The 20723-nt window shown below is 40.6% G+C and carries 23 protein-coding genes; 13 read left to right on the top strand and 10 right to left on the bottom strand.

The features are described from left to right. The first annotated feature begins 26 nt into the window (after positions 1-26). Genes F895_RS04770 through F895_RS04775 form a run of 3 tightly spaced genes read left to right on the top strand, consistent with a single transcriptional unit; the run spans position 27 to position 797 of the window. A complete protein-coding gene (locus F895_RS04770; RefSeq protein WP_005243027.1) occupies positions 27-254 on the top strand; it encodes a hypothetical protein in 228 nt (75 codons plus the stop codon). Positions 255-292: 38 nt separating this feature from the next. Then, complete coding sequence (locus tag F895_RS20395; protein ID WP_005243026.1) at positions 293-415, top strand: hypothetical protein; 123 nt, start codon at positions 293-295, stop codon at positions 413-415. Positions 416-443: 28 nt separating this feature from the next. Then, on the top strand, positions 444-797 hold the full coding sequence (locus F895_RS04775; protein WP_005243025.1) for a hypothetical protein: 354 nt from the start codon (positions 444-446) through the stop codon (positions 795-797). A 71-nt stretch (positions 798-868) separates the two neighbouring features. Here the strand turns inward: F895_RS04775 and purB are convergent, their stop codons facing one another. The 4 genes from purB to F895_RS04795 all read right to left on the bottom strand — a co-directional run bounded on the left by purB (position 869) and on the right by F895_RS04795 (position 4741). Next, a complete protein-coding gene (gene purB, locus F895_RS04780; protein ID WP_005243024.1) occupies positions 869-2257 on the bottom strand; it encodes an adenylosuccinate lyase in 1389 nt (462 codons plus the stop codon). A gap of 107 nt (positions 2258-2364) precedes the next feature. Beyond that, a complete protein-coding gene (hflD, locus tag F895_RS04785) occupies positions 2365-3096 on the bottom strand; it encodes a high frequency lysogenization protein HflD (protein ID WP_005231407.1) in 732 nt (243 codons plus the stop codon). Between the two features lie 18 nt (positions 3097-3114). Then, a complete protein-coding gene (gene mnmA, locus F895_RS04790) occupies positions 3115-4248 on the bottom strand; it encodes a tRNA 2-thiouridine(34) synthase MnmA (protein ID WP_005243021.1) in 1134 nt (377 codons plus the stop codon). Positions 4249-4252: 4 nt separating this feature from the next. After that, on the bottom strand, positions 4253-4741 hold the full coding sequence (locus tag F895_RS04795; protein ID WP_005243020.1) for an NUDIX hydrolase: 489 nt from the start codon (positions 4739-4741) through the stop codon (positions 4253-4255). Between the two features lie 173 nt (positions 4742-4914). Here F895_RS04795 and F895_RS04800 point away from each other — a divergent pair, with 173 nt between their 5' ends. From F895_RS04800 to F895_RS19600, 4 genes are all read left to right on the top strand, one after another. Continuing rightward, positions 4915-5436: a hypothetical protein gene (locus F895_RS04800; protein ID WP_005243019.1), complete on the top strand. Its 522-nt coding sequence runs from the start codon at positions 4915-4917 to the stop codon at positions 5434-5436. A gap of 86 nt (positions 5437-5522) precedes the next feature. Further along, entirely contained in the window at positions 5523-6236 is a 714-nt protein-coding gene (locus tag F895_RS04805; protein ID WP_005243018.1) for a nucleotidyltransferase family protein, read from the top strand. Between the two features lie 240 nt (positions 6237-6476). Further along, the gene (gene fmdA / locus F895_RS04810; RefSeq protein WP_005243017.1) at positions 6477-7652 is read left to right on the top strand and encodes a formamidase; all 1176 of its coding nucleotides are present in this window, start codon (positions 6477-6479) and stop codon (positions 7650-7652) included. A 43-nt stretch (positions 7653-7695) separates the two neighbouring features. After that, a complete protein-coding gene (locus tag F895_RS19600) occupies positions 7696-7992 on the top strand; it encodes an FmdB family zinc ribbon protein (RefSeq protein ID WP_005243016.1) in 297 nt (98 codons plus the stop codon). A 90-nt stretch (positions 7993-8082) separates the two neighbouring features. Here F895_RS19600 and F895_RS04815 read toward each other — a convergent pair whose 3' ends face one another. The 4 genes from F895_RS04815 to F895_RS04830 all read right to left on the bottom strand — a co-directional run bounded on the left by F895_RS04815 (position 8083) and on the right by F895_RS04830 (position 11113). Next, entirely contained in the window at positions 8083-8760 is a 678-nt protein-coding gene (locus tag F895_RS04815) for a DUF2625 domain-containing protein (RefSeq protein ID WP_005243012.1), read from the bottom strand. Between the two features lie 39 nt (positions 8761-8799). Next, entirely contained in the window at positions 8800-9342 is a 543-nt protein-coding gene (locus tag F895_RS04820; protein ID WP_005243007.1) for a gamma carbonic anhydrase family protein, read from the bottom strand. 90 nt (positions 9343-9432) lie between these two features. Then, positions 9433-10581 carry a D-alanyl-D-alanine carboxypeptidase PBP5/6 gene (gene dacC, locus F895_RS04825; RefSeq protein ID WP_005243004.1) on the bottom strand — a complete coding sequence of 383 codons (1149 nt, stop codon included), beginning with the start codon at positions 10579-10581 and terminating at the stop codon, positions 9433-9435. Between the two features lie 127 nt (positions 10582-10708). After that, positions 10709-11113 carry an MCR_0457 family protein gene (locus F895_RS04830; RefSeq protein WP_005243001.1) on the bottom strand — a complete coding sequence of 135 codons (405 nt, stop codon included), beginning with the start codon at positions 11111-11113 and terminating at the stop codon, positions 10709-10711. Positions 11114-11438: 325 nt separating this feature from the next. Here F895_RS04830 and F895_RS04835 point away from each other — a divergent pair, with 325 nt between their 5' ends. Further along, positions 11439-11801, top strand: coding sequence for a VOC family protein (locus tag F895_RS04835; protein ID WP_005243000.1), 363 nt, complete (start codon positions 11439-11441; stop codon positions 11799-11801). 124 nt (positions 11802-11925) lie between these two features. Here the strand turns inward: F895_RS04835 and F895_RS04840 are convergent, their stop codons facing one another. Beyond that, positions 11926-12300, bottom strand: coding sequence for an MCR_0457 family protein (locus tag F895_RS04840; RefSeq protein WP_005242998.1), 375 nt, complete (start codon positions 12298-12300; stop codon positions 11926-11928). 102 nt (positions 12301-12402) lie between these two features. Here F895_RS04840 and surE point away from each other — a divergent pair, with 102 nt between their 5' ends. The 3 genes from surE to F895_RS04855 all read left to right on the top strand — a co-directional run bounded on the left by surE (position 12403) and on the right by F895_RS04855 (position 15175). Then, positions 12403-13173, top strand: a complete 771-nt coding sequence (gene surE / locus F895_RS04845; RefSeq protein WP_005242997.1) for a 5'/3'-nucleotidase SurE — start codon at positions 12403-12405, stop codon at positions 13171-13173. Between the two features lie 110 nt (positions 13174-13283). Further along, the gene (locus F895_RS04850) at positions 13284-14108 is read left to right on the top strand and encodes a peptidoglycan DD-metalloendopeptidase family protein (RefSeq protein ID WP_005242996.1); all 825 of its coding nucleotides are present in this window, start codon (positions 13284-13286) and stop codon (positions 14106-14108) included. A 137-nt stretch (positions 14109-14245) separates the two neighbouring features. Then, complete coding sequence (locus F895_RS04855; protein ID WP_005242995.1) at positions 14246-15175, top strand: LysR family transcriptional regulator; 930 nt, start codon at positions 14246-14248, stop codon at positions 15173-15175. A 42-nt stretch (positions 15176-15217) separates the two neighbouring features. Here F895_RS04855 and F895_RS04860 read toward each other — a convergent pair whose 3' ends face one another. After that, positions 15218-17854, bottom strand: coding sequence for a Lon protease family protein (locus F895_RS04860; protein WP_005242994.1), 2637 nt, complete (start codon positions 17852-17854; stop codon positions 15218-15220). Positions 17855-18040: 186 nt separating this feature from the next. On the opposite strand from F895_RS04860, the gene F895_RS04865 reads away from it, so the two are divergent. Together F895_RS04865 and gloA are read left to right on the top strand one after the other, a co-directional pair. Then, positions 18041-20212, top strand: coding sequence for an AmpG family muropeptide MFS transporter (locus F895_RS04865; RefSeq protein ID WP_005242992.1), 2172 nt, complete (start codon positions 18041-18043; stop codon positions 20210-20212). A gap of 2 nt (positions 20213-20214) precedes the next feature. After that, a complete protein-coding gene (gloA, locus tag F895_RS04870) occupies positions 20215-20616 on the top strand; it encodes a lactoylglutathione lyase (RefSeq protein WP_005242991.1) in 402 nt (133 codons plus the stop codon). Positions 20617-20723: the final 107 nt, after the last annotated feature.

Raw genomic sequence — 20723 nt, 5'->3', positions numbered from 1 at the left:
AAACTTTTGAGATTTATATCATTTAAATGATTGATTTAAAGAAACTAGAGTTATTTCCGCAAGAGCTCTATGCAATTGAACAATTTATTTCTTATGACTATTACGATGAAACGGTAAAGTTATGGGAGGGGCTGATTCAATATGCTGAAGAGCTGTTAGATAAATATAGTGCTCATTTAGCACCCGATCATTGTGTTCAGCACTCATTTCATCAAGCAGACTATGTCTGGGGAACCAATACTACCAAGTTTTAAAGGAGTCGCAACCTATTAATGACTTAGATGGATATAACATGATAGAAGTTAAGGGAAATCCAAAGTATAAAGGTACATTTACCGTTCATATTTTAGCTGGTTTTTATGCTGAAGGAGATGCTGAAATAGACAAAAAATACACTTTTATCGTTCAAGAGTAATTGAATAATACTACTTTATGGTTTTGGTATGAACTTCACACTTATCTTTACTTTATGTTTAGCTTTAATTAGTTGTAGCCAAAGCTATCAAGCACAACCTAGTGAATTACCTATTGCTCATATTAATGAAAATTATAGTCAGGATATTATGATTACAGGTGGCAGAGTTGTAGAAAGAAGTTTTGAAGTAAAAACAAACTTCCCAAGTGATATGGGAGTTGAAGTAAAGCCTATTAATATAAATGATATAAGTGCGTATAATAAATTAAGGGTAGAAGGAGTCCCCAAATATAAGGGAGCCTATGATATTAGTATTTCTATGGGTTTTTATGGGGCTGGTGATGATGAGTTTAGTAAAACCTACAAATTTATTGTAAATTAAACTTTTAGAAAATAACTTTCTCAATTATAAAAAAGCAGAGCCGAAGCTCTGCTTTTTTAAGTCAATCAGTTTTAGATCTTGCTAATCAAATCATTGATTTGTTTTGCTTGTTCAGCGGCATTACCTGTATAAGTTGCAGGAGTAAGCTCAGCTAAACGAGTACGTTCATCTTCTGGCACTTGCGCAAGTTCATCACCTTTCACGAAGTTTACCATCATGTCGCGTGTCATAGCCTGACCACGGGTAAGCGCTTTTAATTTTTCGTATGGCTTTTCAACGTTATAACGACGCATAACCGTTTGAATTGGTTCAGCAAGAACTTCTTGTGCTTGGTTTAAATCTTCGTCTAAACGTGCAGCATTCAATTCAAGTTTACCAATCCCTTTTAAGCAGGCATCAAACGCAATCAAGCTTTGCGCAAAACCAACACCCATATTACGTAATACAGTTGAGTCGGTTAAGTCACGCTGCCAGCGCGAAACTGGAAGTTTTTCACCAAGGTGACCCAAGACAGCATTGGCAATACCCAAGTTACCTTCAGAGTTTTCAAAGTCGATCGGGTTTACTTTGTGTGGCATAGTTGAAGAACCCACTTCGCCATCTTTTAACTTTTGTTTGAAGTAACCGAGAGAGATATAACCCCAAACATCACGGTTAAAGTCGATCAAGATGGTGTTGTAACGGCGTAAAGCATCAAACAATTCAGCCATATAGTCATGTGGCTCGATTTGTGTGGTGTACGGGTTGAAGCTTAAACCTAAAGACTCAACGAATGCTTGTGCATGTGCAGCCCAGTCAATTTCTGGGTAGGCAGAAAGGTGGGCGTTATAGTTACCGACAGCACCATTAATCTTGCCCAATAACTCAACATTTTCAAATTGTTTGATCTGGCGCGCTAAACGATAAGCAACGTTTGCCATCTCTTTACCCAAAGTGGTTGGGCTTGCAGTTTGACCGTGTGTACGAGACAACATCGGTTGGTCGGCATGTGTAATCGCCAAAGCTGAGATCGCATTGAGAATTTGTTTCATGCTTGAAACGAGAACCTCACGACCATTTTTCAACATAAGCGCATGAGACAAGTTATTGATGTCTTCAGAGGTACAAGCAAAGTGAATAAATTCACCTGCATTCTGTAATTCATCGATGTTGGCAATTTTTTCTTTAAGGAAGTATTCAACTGCTTTTACATCGTGGTTAGTGGTGCGTTCAATTTCTTTAATGCGGTTTGCATCTTGTTCAGAGAAATCTGCAACAATCGCATCTAAAGCAGCATTGGTTTCATTTGAAAATGGCGCAACTTCGATGATTTCTGCACGATTTGCAAGTGCTTGTAACCAACGCACTTCAACCGTGACACGAGCGTGGATTAAACCAAACTCAGACAAAAAAGGGCGTAGGGCATCGCATTTGCTAGCGTAACGTCCATCAAGTGGCGAGAGTGCGGTTAAAGCATTCATACAGATTCCTTAAAGTTTAGCTCTCCCTTGCGGAACTTTAGTCGTTCCTCAGGAGAGATTTAGAGAGGTTGTAAAACGGTATAAAAATAAAATCGTTGGCATATCGGCTATACCACCTGATACTGCAAACGAGCGAGAGCTTGAATATCTTGCAATAACTTGCGTTTACTAAAGATCATACTCCACGAGCTGCCGCCGGATTGTTTCCATAAATGGGCCAGCTGTAAGCCTGTAAACAGGCAAGCTCGAATACGGTTAGTATGATTAATATCTTTAAAGGCTTCGGCATTGCCACGGACTAAAATACGAGGATTAATTTGTCCTGCAGTTTCGACATAGGTTTGTGCGAGATTGGCAATAATGCTGGGATGCAAATAATTATTATCAAAAAAGGAGAGTTGTTTTAGGATTTTTTGTTGGGCTGTTTCAATGATTTTAACGTATTCAGGATTACCGTAGACTTTCTTTTCCAGCTGCAATAAGGCCATTGCATAGGACATTGGAAGTTTAGCTGTCGACATTTTGGGAACACGGGATTTGGGTGCCGTATTAAAGGGCTGGGTAATGCAGCCTTCTAATGTTTTTAAGCCAAGAGAAATATCGGCCAGCTGATTAAAGAAATCGAGGGTTTGCGTGGCATTATTGGCCGTCGGGCGAATATTCAGACTGGCCTTGATGAGTAGTTCGAAATAAAAGTTACCACTATCGCCAATACTTTGCTGCCCAGCCATCGCCGTCATATGCGTCAGCTGGGTTGCCTGAAAGACCGCTGCCAATGCCAAAGCACGGTTTTGTCTGACATTCAACGCTTGCGTGTGCTGAAAGGGTAACTCGACCATGCTTCGCTTCCAATTTCCTTAAATAAAATCCGGTTCAGGTGCATTGGTATGGTGAATCACACCACCGCCTAAGCAAACCTCTCCTGAGTAGAACACCACACTTTGCCCTGGTGTTACAGCGCGTTGCGGTTCATCAAATTCAACACGCACACCATTTTCAGTGTGTTCATCGCGGTAAATTGTACAGGCCTGATCAGGTTGACGATAACGGGTTTTTGCTGTGCAACGGAAACCTGTACTCGGGATGTCCTGTTCGCCAGCCACCCAGTCAATCGTTTCGCTCCAGAGCTGTGTGCTTTGCATCAACGGATGTTCATGTCCTTGTCCAATCACCAGTCGGTTATTGGCAATATCTTTATGGAGTACGAACCATGCACCTTCTTGTACACCTTTCATCCCACCGATACCGATACCACCACGTTGACCCAGCGTATAGTACATCAAGCCGTGATGTTCACCAACTTCTTTACCTGATTCCAAAACAATTTTTCCAGCTTGCGCAGGTAAATACTGTTTTAAGAAATCGGTAAAACGACGTTCGCCAATAAAACAGATACCTGTTGAGTCTTTTTTCTTGGCAGTTGCGAGATCCAGTTGTTCTGCGATACGACGAACTTCTGGTTTTTCGATTTCACCGACAGGGAACAGGGTCTTGTTAATTTCACGACCATGCACTGCATGTAAGAAATAAGTCTGGTCTTTATTGTTATCGACACCACGGAGTAAGGGTGCGTAAGTTTCGCCGCGTGAGTTTTGTGTGCTTGCACCACGGCGTGCATAGTGACCTGTGGCAATAAAGTCTGCACCCAAGGTCATGGCATGGTCGAGGAACGCACGGAATTTAATTTCTTTATTACAGAGAATATCCGGATTGGGGGTACGACCTGCAGCATATTCGGCCAGAAAGTGCTCAAAGACACGATCCCAATATTCCATGGCAAAGTTGGCAGTATGTAATTTGATGCCGATCTTATCTGCAACGGCTTGAGCATCTGCCAGATCTTCAAGTGCTGTGCAGTATTCCGTACCATCATCTTCTTCCCAGTTTTTCATGAAAAGACCTTCAACCTGATATCCTTGTTGAAGTAACAGTGCGGCAGAAACAGAGGAATCTACACCACCAGACATACCGACGATGACACGTTGTTGCATCTAATTAAGCGTCCAAATGAGAAGTTAATGAGGGAGAGAAAGGGTGCTCATAAATAAGCGATAAAGGATATTTCTTGCCAGCAAGGGCATCTTCAACAGCTTTTAAAACCAGTGGACTGCGCGCACGTGCTGATTCTTGTAGTTCATCCAGATTCATCCAGACTGCAGCAACAATACCTGTATCAAGTTGCGCATTTTCTTCAACTGACGTCACATGCGCCAGGAAACAAAAACGGTAGTAGGTACGATCTGGAAACATCGGCGGGGTATAGGTATAGATCCCAAGCAGATGATCGATTTCAACGTGATGGCCTGTTTCTTCTAAGGTCTCACGGATCGCTGCCTGCACAATGGTTTCACCACATTCAACATGACCTGCAGGTTGATTAAACACGGTATGTACAAAGCCTTCGCTGTGTTCTTCAACAAACAGAAAACGTCCGTCTTTTTCGACTACAGTGGCGACTGTGACATGAGGTGTCCAAGCGGTCATAGAAAGCACCATGGTTTTAAAAAATGTATTCTACAAAATTTGAGACGCGGTGGCTAGTTGAAGTGGTCGAGCAATTTTCTTAGATGTACCAAAGTTAAGTTTTTGTTGTAAATTCATGCATGATTCAAGTAATGTTTCATATAAATCTTATAAAGTTCCTTTTTTATAAATATATGCATTCAGTTTCAGCTATTTTTTTACAAGAGCATCCAATTCATGGATGCATACATGACGCAAGCAATAATTTAAAGCCTTTTCCGATTCTTGCAATAGACAATATCCCTTTGAATTTATGGATAAATGAGAATACGAATATCTTTGAACGAACAGATAATCTGGTTCCCGCTCAAGGATGGCTTTACGAATTTAATGATGAGCTTGCATTAAGTAATGCTTGGGCGCTCTTAAAGCCGAATTATTGTAAATATGGACCAATTTCAACCGTTGTTCCACTTCTCGTCTGTCCAGATGATCTCGATTTAATATGCAGTGTCGTTGTGGTTGAACAAGTTGTTACGGCGACAGAAGTCAAATGGGTTAGATTTGGGCAAGCCTTTGGAAATCTTCAGGATATAGTGACTTCAGTTATTTGGGAGTTCCCTAAAACTACGCCAGAGTTAACATTTCAGTTTGCACAATTTGAACAAGCCTTTAATGAATTAAAGATTTTAGATGAGCGGTGGGGCGATGCTTAAAGTTACTCATACTAAAACAAGGTATGTGTTCAATCAAAATAGAGTGTGATGGTCTTTTTAATAGATGCCTGCGAAGAGACAGAGATATGATTCAAAAGGCATATCAGCCAATTTTAAAAGATCTGATCTCAGTTTTTGCTAGAGAATTCACGATAGAGCTTGATAGCCTTTATGTTTATGGCAGTGTCGCGAAAGGTAATGCGGTCGTCGGTCAATCTGATTTGGATATATGTGTGGTTTTTAAACATGATATTCAGAGTCTGGATCAAAAAATTGCTGAAATTAAACGAAGCCTTATTGTTCGTTATCCATATATTCCAAAAATCGATGTGGATATCGGTTATTTAAAAGAGGTTTTGGATGAGAAAAATAAGAAGCGCTGGGGAGCATGGCTTAAATTTTTTTGTACCAATATTTATGGGCGAGATTTAACGCATTTTTTCAAAGAGATAATGATTGATAGAGAGGCCATCCGAGCAATCAATCAAGGCTATGATGAGGAAATACAGACATATTTTGCACTTTTAAACTTAAACCAGGGGACTGAAAAGGAAATGCTCCATCTAAAAAAATCTTTAATTAAAAGAGTGATCCGGTTGTTGCCTTTAACGTTGAATGAGATTGGCGAATGGCCATTAAGTTTAAACGATACAATTGAACAAACTATGCAGGCTTATCCTCAGCAGAAACAACATCTCTATTTCCTACTACAAGAACTTGATAACCCTGTGTTAATGGATGAGAATTCCTTGAACCGATTCATAGAGTTGTATAGCTGGATTAAGGCCCGCTTACTTTAACTGTGAATTGATTTATGTACTCATCTTATTGATAAATAAAATATTTACACCTGATTGAAATCGTATCAATCGAAAATAATTTGATTCAAAAAAACAGAATGTGCTAGTGTGTTTTTTGACCGCAAGGTAAAAATAATAATCCCCGCCAAGAAAAGTCATAGTTGTGATGGCCTTTCAATAATTTAGAAGTAGAACAGATAATTTATTAGATTGATAGACAGCACACGGAGTTGAAGTATTATGCAACATATTAAAATTAAACCTGGTGTCGCTTTAGCAGAACAAGCAGAGATTGGCCATAATCGCTGGCATCCAGATATTCCATTTTTAACATCGGTAAAACCAGGCGAAGAGATTCTGATTGAAAGTCTTGATTTTTTAGATGCTCAAATCAAAGATACCGATGATGTCTCCGATGTTAAAAATGTGGATCTTACTCGAGCACATCCCCTGACAGGACCATTCTATGTTGAAGGCGCTGAGCCAGGGGATTTGCTGGTGATTGATCTTCTCGATATTCAGCCGATTTCAGCCGTTGGTTTCTCTGGGGTTTTTGCGAAAGAAAATGGCGGTGGTTTTTTAGCCGATTATTTTCCTGAAGCGGATAAGGCAATCTGGGATTTAAAAGGATTATTTGCAACGTCACGTCATATCCCAGGTGTTCGTATTGCGGGTTTAAAGCATCCAGGTTTGATGGGGACACTTCCTTCGCATGAGCTGCTCAAAGAATGGAATCGTAGGGAAGCATTATTGGTCGCGAAAGGACAGGCAAATCCACCTGATCCAAGAACAGCTGTGTTACGCGGTGTGACCGGTGCCGAGTTTGACCGGATGGCGGTAGAGGCCGCACGTACAGTGCCCCCACGTGAACATGGGGGGAATACCGATATTAAAGATCTTGCAGCAGGCAGTCGTATTTATTTCCCTGTCTACCAGAAAGGTGCTGGTTTCTCGATGGGTGATCTACATTTCTCACAAGGTGATGGAGAAATCGGATTCTGTGGTGCGATTGAAATGGATGGGGTAACCCGTGTTGGTTTTGATCTGATCAAAGGGGGTATGCAAAAATATAATATTGATTCGCCTATATTTGTCCCAAGTAATGTCAGACCTAATTATGATCAGTGGTTAACCTTTGAAGGGATTAGTGTTGAAAACGGGGTAAATCATTATTTGGATGCCACGGTTGCCTATCGTCAGGCCTGTTTAAAAGCGATTAAATATCTTGAGAATTTTGGATTCACCGGATCCCAAGCGTATATGTTACTGACTGCTGCACCTGTTGAAGGGCGTATCGGTGGTATTGTGGATATTCCAAACTGTGCATGTACCATTTCTTTGCCAACGTCTATTTTTGAGAAAAATATTTTGCCGCAGGGCGCCTTAAACGAAAACAAGTTCTGGGGACATCGTTAGTTCTAGGGGAATGTAGAGTTAATCGTTTAATAAGGATTTTAAGATGCCACTATATGATTTTAGATGTGAACATTGTGAAGGGATTTTTGAGAAGAATGTCCCGATGGCCAGTATTGCAAGAGATCATACGTCCTGCCCATATTGCCAGCATGCCATGTTATTAAGGCCGATGATAACGGGACACCAAAAGATTTCAGTCAAAAATAAATGGCGACCCTCATCCAGCGCCGAGCAATTGGCAGGACCCTTGGTTGGAGGACCTGGGACCAGCAAAAAAAGTGCTCGGACTTCAGTGTTGCATAACTGCCGAGGTGTGAATTGTTCTTTGTGTGAGCTTTGAGCTTCTACACTTTAAAAGTAGGAGAGATATGCCATTTTGTAAGAGTAGGGCAATTGTGATCATGCAGCATAAAAATGATATTCCAAATTTTTATAGTTCTTGATTGAGTTGTTTATAAAATGAAATAGTGACCCAATAATTTTCATCAATCGTAATAATCTTTCTATCTACATTCTCAATATCTTTCCCTTCCTTAGTCCACAAAAAAGGGAAAAAAGAAAAACATTGATCACCTTGTAGTTGTTGGAGATCAACAGCCCAAGTTTTCCACCTCAATGAATCATAAAATTGATTAATATCTCCACTGAATCCCCACGCTAAGAACTGTGAATAATCAACTTCTAAATCTTCCCACTCTAATGTATCTGGAGAAAAATAATAGATATCGCCAATATTTACTCCTAATCCACCATTATTTATCGCAAAAAAACCGCCTATGACATCATCTGCTATAAGGAGATATGATGGTGGTTCATCTAAGTGAAGAATCGTTTTTCCTTGATTCCATTCGATTAGCCCACGATTAAGTTTTTCATTACCAGACCCTAGAATTCGTAACCAACCATGATCAATTAATATGCCACCTGTTTCATAGATAATCGCTCCAATTCTTGAGTGTGTCGTTATTTGTGAGTTAAGTAACTCGTTATTAGCACGGGTTGAATCTTTAGTTAATATTTCATAATGGTTGCTAGCATTTTTTAGCTCTTCTTTTATTCTATTCCAACCTGTTTCTTCTATATCCAATAATTCATTTAGGGTTTTCATTATTATTTATTCCTTAAACAATCTGAGGGAATAACGAAGCTAGGCTTCGCTATTCTTATAATTATCCTTCACTTTCACATAATGACGTGCTGAGTAAGGTAAAAATTCCATTTCTTTTTCGGTCAATGCGCGAACTTGCTGAACTGGACTACCGACATAGAGATAACCACTTTTTAACACTTTGCGTGGAGGAACCAGACTGCCTGCGCCAATCATCACATCATCTTCAATTATCACATCATCTAATACCACGGTATTAATCCCGATTAAGACACGATTGCCAATGCTACAGCCATGTAAAGTCACATGATGCCCAACTGTCACATCTTCACCAATCACCAGTGGAGAGCCATTCGGTTTAGATTGATTTTTATGGCTGACATGCAACATACAATGATCTTGTACATTGCTGTTTTTACCAATTTGAATTGAATTCACATCACCACGAATCACCGCAAAAGGCCAAACTGAAACATTCTCTGCTAATTTGACATCACCAATGACCACTGACATGCCATCGACGTAGCAGCTTGGATCAACATCAGGTTTTTGGTCTAGATAAGGGCGAATGTTATTTGGCATAGTTGCTTTCAATCGAAAATTTAAGGCCATTATAAAATAAAAAAGCATTCATACCCAAGGGCATGAATGCTGAATTAACTTAGTTTAAAATTAAAATAAGTTACTGAAAAACATTTTGATATGATCAAAGATACGTGCAAAGAAACCAGCTTCTTCAACAGGTTTTAATGCCACAAGTGGTTTTTCAGCAATCACTTTACCATCAAGGCTTGCGACTAATTTACCAACCACTTGACCTTTGGCTAAAGGTGCATTGAGTTTCGGTTGAACTACAAGCTGAGTCTTGATTTTGTCAGCTTGGCCTTTAGGCATAGTGACGTTGAAGTTTTCAGCTAAGCCAATTTGAACTTCATCTTGTTTACCAAACCATACTTTTGCTTTAGCAAGTACTTGGTTGGCAGGTTGAACGTTTGCCGTTTCAAAGTTGGCAAAGCCCCAAGCCAATAAAGTACGGCTTTGGCTGGCACGTTCATTCATGCTTGGTGTACCAAAGATCACCGAGATTAAACGCATTGGACCACGTTTACTTGAGGTGGTTAAGCAGAAACCAGCTTCATTGGTATGACCTGTTTTTAAGCCATCAACACTTGGATCGGTATAAAGCAGGGCATTACGGTTACCTTGTTTAATCCCGTTAAAGGTAAATTCTTTTTCAGAATAGATTGGGTAGTACTTCGAGCTGTCTTTAATGATGTGCTGGGCAAGAATTGCCATATCTTTTGCAGTTGAATAATGACCTTCAGCTGGCATACCTGTTGAGTTGATAAAATGTGTATTTACCATACCCACACGTTTTGCTTCTTGATTCATCATGTGAGCAAAAGTGCCTTCGTTGCCCGCAACGTGTTCTGCCATTGCTTTTGATGCATCATTGCCTGATTGGATAATGATACCACGTAGCATTTCCAAAACTGTCGCTGTGCCATTTAATGGAACATACATACATGATTCAGAACTGCTGCCACGACACCACGCAGATTCGTTCATGCGGACTTGTTCGTTTTCAGTCAATTCACCTTTTAAAAGCTTCTGCTCAATGATGTAGCTTGTCATCATTTTTGTCATTGAAGCAGGTGCAAGTTTTTCATTTTCATTTTTTGCAGCGAGAATCTGTCCGGTCTCGTAATCCATAAGTACATAGGATTTATTATTTAATTCTGGTGGAGCGGATAGGACAGTTGCTGCATATGAAAAGCTTGGCAAAAAGAGTAATGCAGCAAGAGCGCTTTTGTGAGTCATTCTAGGTGGTTCCAATATCTTGTATGAAGCAGACGAGCCTAGCATTTTAGGACAAAGCAAAGCCGACTTCTACGGGAGAAATCGGCTTTTTCATACAGTATTGTAACCTGACGCTTAATTGGTAGGATTATTTCGAATAATAATTACGAACATCATCGCAAATTTGACGGTTGTCATTGTCAGAAGCAGCTTTGGCATCAGCACGCGCTTCTTTTAAGGCTTCTTGGAAATCTTTGCCTTTCACACGCTTGTTTAGGGTTTCGACAGCTTTAGCATCGTTATTTAAATAGGCTTTGACTAAATTGTCATAGGCTTTATTAAATTTTAAATCTTTGCCAATTAAACTTGGGCAAATTTCAGATAGGACATAGATTGCCGCAAGTTCTTGCTTGGTCACACTATCAGAGGTAGGTGTTACTTCAATCTTTTCTGCTTCAGCGGCTTTTTTATCTGCTGCAAAGGCTGTAGGAGCTAAAGCGCTCGAAGCGATGAGCAATGATAAACCTAGTGTTTTAAAAACATTTTTCTTCATAAGAAATCAAACTCAAAACAAGACTTAAAGAATTTGAATAACTTATAGCATAAAAGCATGTTAAAAAATGTATGTTTGCTGTAGGAAGCGTAGAGAAAGTGTGGCTTTCAATCTTCAAAATATAAAATTTGGTTAGTGTGATAAGGAGAGATACCCCTTTGGCTTGACATCCTTGTTTGTACATAACATGCTTAAAAAATAAGCTAAAGTGATTGGCCCGAGTGTGGCTAGTGGTATGCTTAAAGTCGCTTGAGCAGTAGCAAAAATGAGCAGGGTAAATAAAAGTACGAGAAAATAAAAAATTACATGGAAAAGGAGCTGGAAAATGAAGGCAAAATTCACTGGTGGTGTTGATATCGCCCTTAAACTTCCACCACACCAATTTGAAGCCACGGTTATATTTTATCGTGACGTAATTGGGCTTAAACAAATTACAGAAAAAGCACCTGATATTGGCTTTGAACTTGGTCCAGTCAAATTGTGGCTAGCGCCAGCGCCAGAAATGAGTCAAGCTGAGCTTTGGCTGGAATTGTTTACGGATAATTTTCCTGAGGCTGCTCAATATTTAAATACACAAGGGGTGACCCGTTGTGATGCAATTGAACCTTTGCCAGAAGGATTTCGAGGAGGGTGGATTACAAGCCCAGCCAATATTATTCATATGGTTCGAGAACCCAATGCTTGGTAATAATTTATATTGCTTAAATTTGAAAAAAATGTGCAGGGCGATTGAGGGGCTATTAGATGCGTTATACAGCTTGTGTGGTTTTAAACAGTTCTGTGTAAAACCACAGCAAAATCTTGAAAACAGTTTAGCTTTCGAAATTAAGTACGTCTTCACATACTGATTTTTGTTCAGCCTTGTCCACTTCAGAGGCGGCTTCGCGTGCTTCTTTAAGTAGGCTTTTAAATTCTCCATCTTTTTGTAGACTGTCTAAAGATGCAGATTTGTCTGAGTAATTACTTAAATATGACCCCAGCATTTTTTTGATGTTCTGGTCAAATTTAGCATTCTTGCCAATCAGATTAGGGCACATTTCAATAAGGACTTGTGCATTGGCAATGTCATCTTTAATTAATGCATCCGCTTCTTTTGCTGAAACTGCTTCGTCTGCAAAAACAGCGGGTGCTGTTAAAAGTGTGAAACTTACCCCAAAAATTCGAATAAAATTAGATAAATGTCTCATGGCTGTATAAATTTCTAATACTATGAAGCCATAAATATATATAATTCAAGGAATAATTCAATTGAAAAAACTGCCTAGTAACATTGAAGAGATTTGATTTTAGTGAATATTTTGATCGCGAATGATGATGGTGTGTTTGCACCAGGATTACAGGCTTTAGCGCAAGCGTTAAAGCCATTAGGCCGAGTGGTTGTGGTCGCTCCTGAAAGTGAGCGAAGCGGTTACTCGAGTGCTTTGACCTTAGACCGTCCCTTACGTCCTATCCAGATTTCTGAAGATGTCTGGGCAGTTAATGGAACACCTGCGGACTGTGTTTATTTATCAATGAACGGTCTTTTTGATTTTGAATTCGATCTGGTGGTCAGTGGCATCAACAGCGGGGCAAATCTGGGCGATGATGTTCTATATTCAGGTACGGTCGGAGCCGCTTTTGAAGGACGGTTAATGAAACATCCTGCAATTGCCGTGTCATTGGCGGGCTCTAATGTTCGTGCTTATGAACATCCGCAGCACTATGCAGTAGCGGCGAAATGGGTCCATGACTTTATTGCTAAAGGTCTGCCCGTGCTGCCACCACGTCACATCTTCAATATTAATATTCCGGATATTGAGCAGATTAAAGGGGCACAAGTCACCTATCAGGGTCGCCGTGCACAATCAAAGCCGATTAGTAGTCATGTCGACCCACGTGGACGTCAAGTGTATTGGATTGGTTTAGCTGGAGAGGCAATTACTGACCCACAAGCAGGATCAAGTGAAATCCAGTCCGATTTTTTTGCTGTTTCAAATGGCTATGTCAGTATTACACCGATCCAGATGGACGCAACCAACTATGCGGTACTTGAAAATTTACATGCTCATGTAAATGGTTAGCCCTATGAATGTTATAAGTTTGTGAATATAGAAAGTGAGAACTCGTTTTTTCTCACTTTTTTGATACTCTTAGGCGCAAAGTAAATAAGGTTTTTTCGATGAGGGCGAAGATGCACTTAAACCATGTCTCGGTTTTTCTATCACAGAAGATGATTAAAACAATCGTTTTGTCTATGGCGGTTGCTACAGTGGCAGTTATGACAGGTTGTGCATCTAAACCGCAAGTAAATAGTGGAACACGTTATGTGCAAGCACCGAATTATTATACTGTACGCTCGGGTGATACACTAAGTGCAATCTCAAACCGTTATGGTCTGAACTATTTGGATGTTGCTGCACTGAATGGAATTGCACCGCCTTATCGAATTTATGTCAATCAGTCTTTACGTTTAAAAGGTTCTGTGGCGCAGCGTACAACCTCTACACAAGCCATGACACAAACGGCACCTATTCAACGTCAAAGTATTAATTTGCCAACTCAGCAGCCAGTTGTGCCAAAAACACAACCTGTTATACCGAGACCCGTTGTTCCTGCTGTCCCAGTTAATCCATCAACAACTTTGGCTTCAAGTCTACGTTGGGTTAAACCATCGAATGGTCCAATCATTCAAACCTTTAATTTAGCGAGTAATGTGAAAGGGACGCGTTACGGTGGGAATGAAGGTGATCCAGTTTTTGCTGCAGCAAATGGACAAGTTGTATACGCCGCGGATGGGCTTAAAGAATATGGTAATCTGGTTTTGGTAAAGCATATTGATGGTTACATCACCGCCTATGCGCATAACAGTAAAATGTTAGTGAAGAGTGGCGATACAGTGACTGCGGGACAGAAAATCGCAGAAATGGGATCATCAGGTGCATCACGTGTCATGTTAGAGTTTCAAGTTCGTTTAGATGGTAAACCTGTGAATCCTGTCACAGTTTTACCAAATTAACGTTAAGATTATTAATAATCATTCAATAATTTATTAATAATCCTCTAGTGCATAAATAGACTTCCTTGTATACTGAATTGAGATTGCTTTCATTAGAACAATAAGCATATTAATAAATTAAGGTAAGAGGGAAGTCTATGCTAGATCAATTGCGTGCAATGGGGGTTTTCGCCTGTGTTGTGGAAAGAAGCTCTTTCAGTGGTGCAGCACGAGAGTTAGGAATCACAACCAGCGCAGTTAGCCAACAAATCCGTTCTTTAGAGCAAGAAATGGATGTTACCTTACTTCATCGCTCAACTCGAAAACTGAGCCTTACAGAGGCTGGGCAAGCATTCTTTTTAAGTTGCCAAGAAATGTTAGCTGCGGCTGAACGCGGCAAAATCCGAATTAATGAATTACGTGATGATCTTGTTGGAGATCTGCGTATTGCGACCACACCAGAACTTGGCGCATTGCATATTATTCCTGCGCTTTCTCATTGGATGTCAGCACATAAGGGCTTAGCCATTCATTTTGAAGCGGATCATCGCTATATCGATCTCATTGAAGAGCGCATTGATATTGCGATTCGAATGAGTCTCAAAGTGGATGACCATCAACTGACGGCTGTGCCTTTGGCGAGGGTTGATCAGGTATTGGTTGCTTCCCCAAGTTATTTGAATCAAGCTCAACCGATTACGCGTCCTGAAGATCTACGTCACCATGAATTACTTCCAATTACGCTCATGCAGAATTATCAGCATTTTGGATTCCGACATGGAACCAGTGGTGAAGTGGTGAATGTCGATATGAAGTCACGTTTAGGAACCAATAATGTCTTTGTTGCTAAGTCATTATGCCAACAAGGACACGGAATTGCCCGTATTTTATATATGGATATTCAAAAGGAATTGGTGAGTGGCTCTTTGGTTGAAGTGTTACCAGATTGGCAGTTACCTGCATATACCTTACATGCGTTAACATCGAAACGTGAACAATACCCAATGAAAGTACATCGCTGTATTGATGCGCTGAAGCAATATTTTGCTCAGTTACCTGGTGGACGTTCCTTGCAGGGCGTAGCCTGATTCATAAAAAAGCCATGTTCCCCAAGGAACATGGCTTTTTCTTTATTTCTTTTTCCGTTTTTTTGAGTTGATTGGCTTTAAGCTTTTTGCTTCAGCTACTGTTTCTTCAGTGTTTTTCGCTGCAAGCTCATCTTTTTTGGTCTTCTTACGCTTTTTCTTTTTCTTGGGTTCCTCATCTTCAACTGCCTCGCCATCTTCGATTGCTTGCCAGTATTCAAGCTGTTCCATCACAGCAGCATAGATCGAGTTTTTGGTATAGCGGCCTTTCTTATCGAGCGTCCCGACTGGGCGTGCCATCAGAATTTCTAAAGCTTGGTCAATGGTATCAATCGCATGGACATGGAATTGACCAGTTTGTACTGCATCGCTCACATCTTGGCGTAGCATTAAGTGCTGCATATTTTGACGTGGAATGATAACGCCTTGTTTGCCTGTTAAGCCTTGAAGCTTACATGCATCGTAAAAGCCTTCAATTTTTGCATTGACGCCACCAATCGGCTGTACTTGGCCCAATTGATTCATCGAGCCTGTAATTGCCCAGGATTGATCAATCGGAATTTGACAGATTGCAGAGATCAGGGCTGAAAGTTCTGCAACAGTTGCACTATCGCCATCGACTTGTCCGTAACTTTGTTCAAAAGCTAAAGCGGCGGAGAAGTGCAGGATTTGTTCACGACCAAAGTGAGCCTTTAAAAAGCTCGACATCAATAACACGCCTTTGGCATGTAGGGAACCGCCAAGCTCAACACTGCGTTCAATATCCAGAATATCACCACCGCCTTGATACACTGATGCAGTCAGGCGAGACGGTAGGCCAAATTCAACATCAGCGTAATGAATCACGGATAGGGCATTGATTTGACCGAGACGGTGTCCTGAGGTTTCAATTAATTGAGTTCCGCGAGAAAGATCCTGCCAATACAGTTCTCTTAAATAGCCTAAGCGATATTGACGGTGATGTAATGCTTGATTGACATGCTGGTCAGTGACGATCTTGTCATCTGCTTTAAATGCATGATGGTGTGCTTCACGAATAAGATCACCTAAGGTTGATGCATGTAGCGACAATGAACTTTGATCTTCCGCCTGACGGCTGGAATCAGTTAACAAAGCTGCGAGTGCAGAACGATCAAAGGGAAGCAACTTGTCAGCTTGAACATAATCTGCAATCAGCTGCATATAGGCCTGCTCATTACTGTCATTACGTTGTAATGTGTCGGTGAAGTCGGCGCGAATTTTAAAGACACTGCCTAATTCTGGTTCAACTTCCAGAATTTCATAATAAATTTCAGGTTCTGCAAGTAAAACCACTTTAATATCAAGTGGAACGGATGCTGGTTCAATAGAAATGCTACCTGTTAAGGTCAGCATGTGTTCGAGTGATGATAGTTTGAGTTGTCCCGATTTTAAAGCGCGTTTTAGACCTTGCCAGGCATAAGGCTGTTCAAGCAGTTGCTCTGCTTCAAGCATTAAAAAGCCCCCGTTGGCTTGATGTAAAGAACCAGGGCGAATCAAAGTAAAGTCGGTGGTGATGGTTCCGTTATGCGTGAGTTGTTCAACATGGCCCAATAGGTTGTAATGCGTCGGGAAATCTTCAAAAATAACTGGCGCACCGCTATTGGGTTTGTTGGCAACAATCACATTGGCCTGATAGCGTGAAGGAACACGGTTAAACAAAGCAGGGGTAAAGTCATCTTCTTCTTGTTCTAGAATCAGCTCTACATTTTCAATGATATCTTCAGCATAATGTTTTAAATATAAGTCGAGACCTTTGACGTCTTTGTTTTTATTTAGGATCGATTCTACACGTGGCATGACGACCTGAGTAGCGATGTCGCGATTTAAACTTGAAACCTGATCCCGTGCGTCATCTTCTAAATCACCCAGATGCAGACCCAGGCGTTCGAGTTTTTTCTCCATATAACGAACATTGGCATTGATTTCAGCGCGTTCTTTACTGCCAAGTGCATTCAGTTCATTTTGACTTAACTCGTGATATTCATCGTTGCGGAGTTGCATCGGGATGAATGTATGTTTGTCATTACGAGAAACCAGTTTCAAATCGAGTTCTTCGCCTTCTTTGGTTAACTCGACTAAAGCCTTTTGCTGTACATCACCAGTATCCTGACGGATACGTTCAATGCGATTGTGATAACTTTCAGCGCTAAAACGACGCTCTAGTTGCTTTAAAATGATTTGCCATGCTTGTTGCAAAGCATTTTGAAATTTAGTGCCTTGTCCTGCGGGAAAGCGTAATGCAATCGGTTGTCTTGGATTTTTGAAGTTGTTGACATATACCCAATCATTCGGTGTTGGCATGGTTTTCGCGTGTTGCTGGAGTAAACGTTTGATCATGGTACGTTTACCTAATCCTGCAGTCCCAACCGCAAAAATGTTGTAGCCTGAGTATGGTAGAGAAATACCAGCTTCAACAGAAGCACGTGCGCGGTCTTGCCCTAAAAAATTATTCAGTGGTTTGATTCGTTTAGTTGAACTCGGAATTTCTGCGAGGTCTGGAATATGCGTCAGTTGATCGGCACGTAAAGCGGTTTTAATCAGTGTTGCTTGTATTTCCGTCTGCTCAAAGGCACTTGGTAAAGAGTTTATATTTGCGTTAATAGTGTTTGTTGGTGTTAAAGATAAAGTTGTTGCAGTCATTTGATCGAGTTTTTGGGTCACTGTTGCTATCCAACAAATAAACTAAAGTTGAGTAATTAAAGGTATACAGTTTTAACCCTAAAGATCAAGCGAACTTGTGTTTTTTATCGACAAAACAAAAGAATGATTGCATAAAGCAACTTGCAAGAGAGAGCAAGAAACGATTGAATAAGCACATTCACGCATGTTCATGGAAAATAATAACCAATGACCACTCAAGCCTCTGGTTGGGCGTCGGCATTTAAAGCATTTTTAGATCGCCGTGCGCTGATTATGTTATTTCTTGGTTTCTCGGCAGGGATTCCAATTTTATTGATTTTTTCTAGCTTGTCATTATGGCTAGGTGAGGCTGGTATTGATAAAAGTGCAGTCACTTTTTTTAGTTGGGCAGCACTCGGTTATTCCTTTAAATTTGTGTGGGCACCACTCATTGATGAGCTGCCTGTACCCTTTTTGACCAAAAGTTTAGGTCGACGTCGCGCCTGGTTGTTAATTGCGCAGTGTTTAATTATTTGTGCGATTTGTATCATGGCCTTTTCTGATCCAGCGCTTGGAAAAAGTTATCTGGTTCAGATGGCGGCAGGTGCAGTCTTATTGGGTTTCTCTGCAGCTACACAAGATATTGTGATTGATGCTTACCGTATTGAGCTGGCTGAGACGGAAATGCAAACGGTTTTAGCTTCGACTTACAATGCCGGTTATCGGATTGGGATGATCGTTGCAGGGGCAGGTGCTTTGTTCTTGGCAGCCTATTTAGGCACAGCAAAAGGCAATTATATTTACGAAGCTTGGAAATATACTTATTTAACCATGGCAGCAGTGATGGTGGTCGGTATTATCACGACCTTATGTGTACGTGAACCCCAAGTAAATCGTGTTTATAAGCAGTATAAAACTACAGACTATTACCGTTTGGTATTTGTATTCTTTATTGCCGTTGTAACTTTTGTGCTCAGCTATATCTATTCAGGTAATGTGACCGATGCAATCGCAAAATCAGCAGCAATCAAAGACACTGCAACCTTGTTTGGTTTAGAAGCATTACGCTTTTTAACGGCCACCACAATTGCCTTATTGGCTGGTTTTGGACTGGTCAAGATGGGGGTGGTCAATCAGCAGATGGCGAAAGAAACATGGGTTGCGCCGATTTTAGATTTCTTTAAACGCTATGGGGTAAAACTGGCTTTAGTTTTATTGCTGTTGATTGGATTTTTCCGTATCTCTGACATTATTGCAGGGGTAATTTCCAATGTGTTCTATCAAGATCTGAATTTTAGTAAAGAGCAGATTGCTGAAGCGGTTAAAATTTACGGTGTACTTTTTAGTCTGGTTGGTGGTTTCCTGGGCGGTTTGCTGGCGCAGCGTATGAACATTATGAAATTGATGTTTGTCGGTGCGGTTTTAGCTAGTTCAACCAATTTGATTTTTATTGGTCTAGTCAAATCGGGCAAACCACTTGATCAGGTTGAAGTTCAGGTCGGAGATCAGCACTATAAGGTACAGCCGGATGAGGTTGGGTATTGGAAGCTGCAAGTACCTAACGAAGTCTTATTAAAAGCACACCAAGTACAGGTGAGCACCCAATATCAGAATCAGGCAGCGTCTAAAATTCAGTTAGAAGTGCCATATTTAACTCATAAGCAACAACCTGAGATTCAAATATTGCCGATTAACAATGATGATCAATTAACACTGAAAGAACTTAAACAAAGTTTAGTGATCAAAGGTCAGCTCGCAGGGGTGAAAGCGGAAGAGTTAGATGCAGAACGTCCTGTGATTTTAAAGTTGGATGGGCAGGAGTTTACCGCAAAAATTGACCAAAAGGGCTTGTTTACAGGGGCTATCGATGGAAAGTTATTACACGCTTCTCCGACTAAAACAGTCCAAGCTATGGCTAACTTAAAATCTCATACCGGGAAAGAAGTGTTAGCAATGCGACAATATCGTATCAATTCTGCTGCTCATGCGGACGTTTTAGATATTGATATTCAGCCTGTGGCTGTACTTGATCCAGCCCAGTCAGGCACTGTAGAGCTTTCTGGAAAGGTAATTAAAAGTTATAGCTCTTTATGGCTGTACTTTGCAATTATTATCGATAACCTGGCTTCAGGTCTGGCAGGTGCTGCTTTTATTGCCTTTTTATCTAGTTTAACCAGTGTGTCATTTACGGCAGTTCAATATGCAATTTTCAGTTCTCTGATGACACTCACACCTAAGTTATTGGGTGGATACTCTGGAACTATTGTTAGTAATATTGGTTATCCGAATTTCTTTTTAATGACGACTTTAATTGGGATTCCAATTTTATTTCTCGTGGTTTGGGTCGCGAAATTATTACGTGACCATGAAAACCGAACAACACAACAGACAGGTGAATAACTATGCGCATGTTACATACGATGCTACGAGTAGGTAATTTAGAACAATCTTTAAAGTTCTACACTGAGGTGCTTGGTATGAAATTGCTACGCCAGCGTGATTATGAAGAAGGGCGTTTTACGCTAGCTTTTGTGGGTTATGGTGATGAAGAAAATAACACGGTACTTGAGTTAACCCATAACTGGGATACCGAGAGTTATGATCTTGGCAACGCTTATGGCCATATTGCGATTGGTGTGGAAGATGCTTATAAAGCATGTGAAGAAATCAAGGCACGTGGCGGTAAAGTCGTGCGTGAAGCAGGCCCAATGAAAGGTGGTGTTACGGTAATTGCTTTTGTTGAAGATCCAGATGGTTATAAAGTTGAATTGATTCAACAGGATCAAAACGCACGTAATAATTAGGCTTTGGTCTGGTCAGTCCAAGATTTCTGATCTAAAGCCCTAGCTTTATTTGTAGAGCCCAGTATGATGAGTCGATCAAATGGTCAACAACATCATATTGGGCTTTA

This window comes from Acinetobacter sp. CIP 64.2, assembly GCF_000369645.1.
Lineage (GTDB): Bacteria > Pseudomonadota > Gammaproteobacteria > Pseudomonadales > Moraxellaceae > Acinetobacter.
The sequence above is the reverse complement of the archived record's forward strand: the minus strand, read 5'-3'. Positions and strand labels throughout refer to the sequence as shown.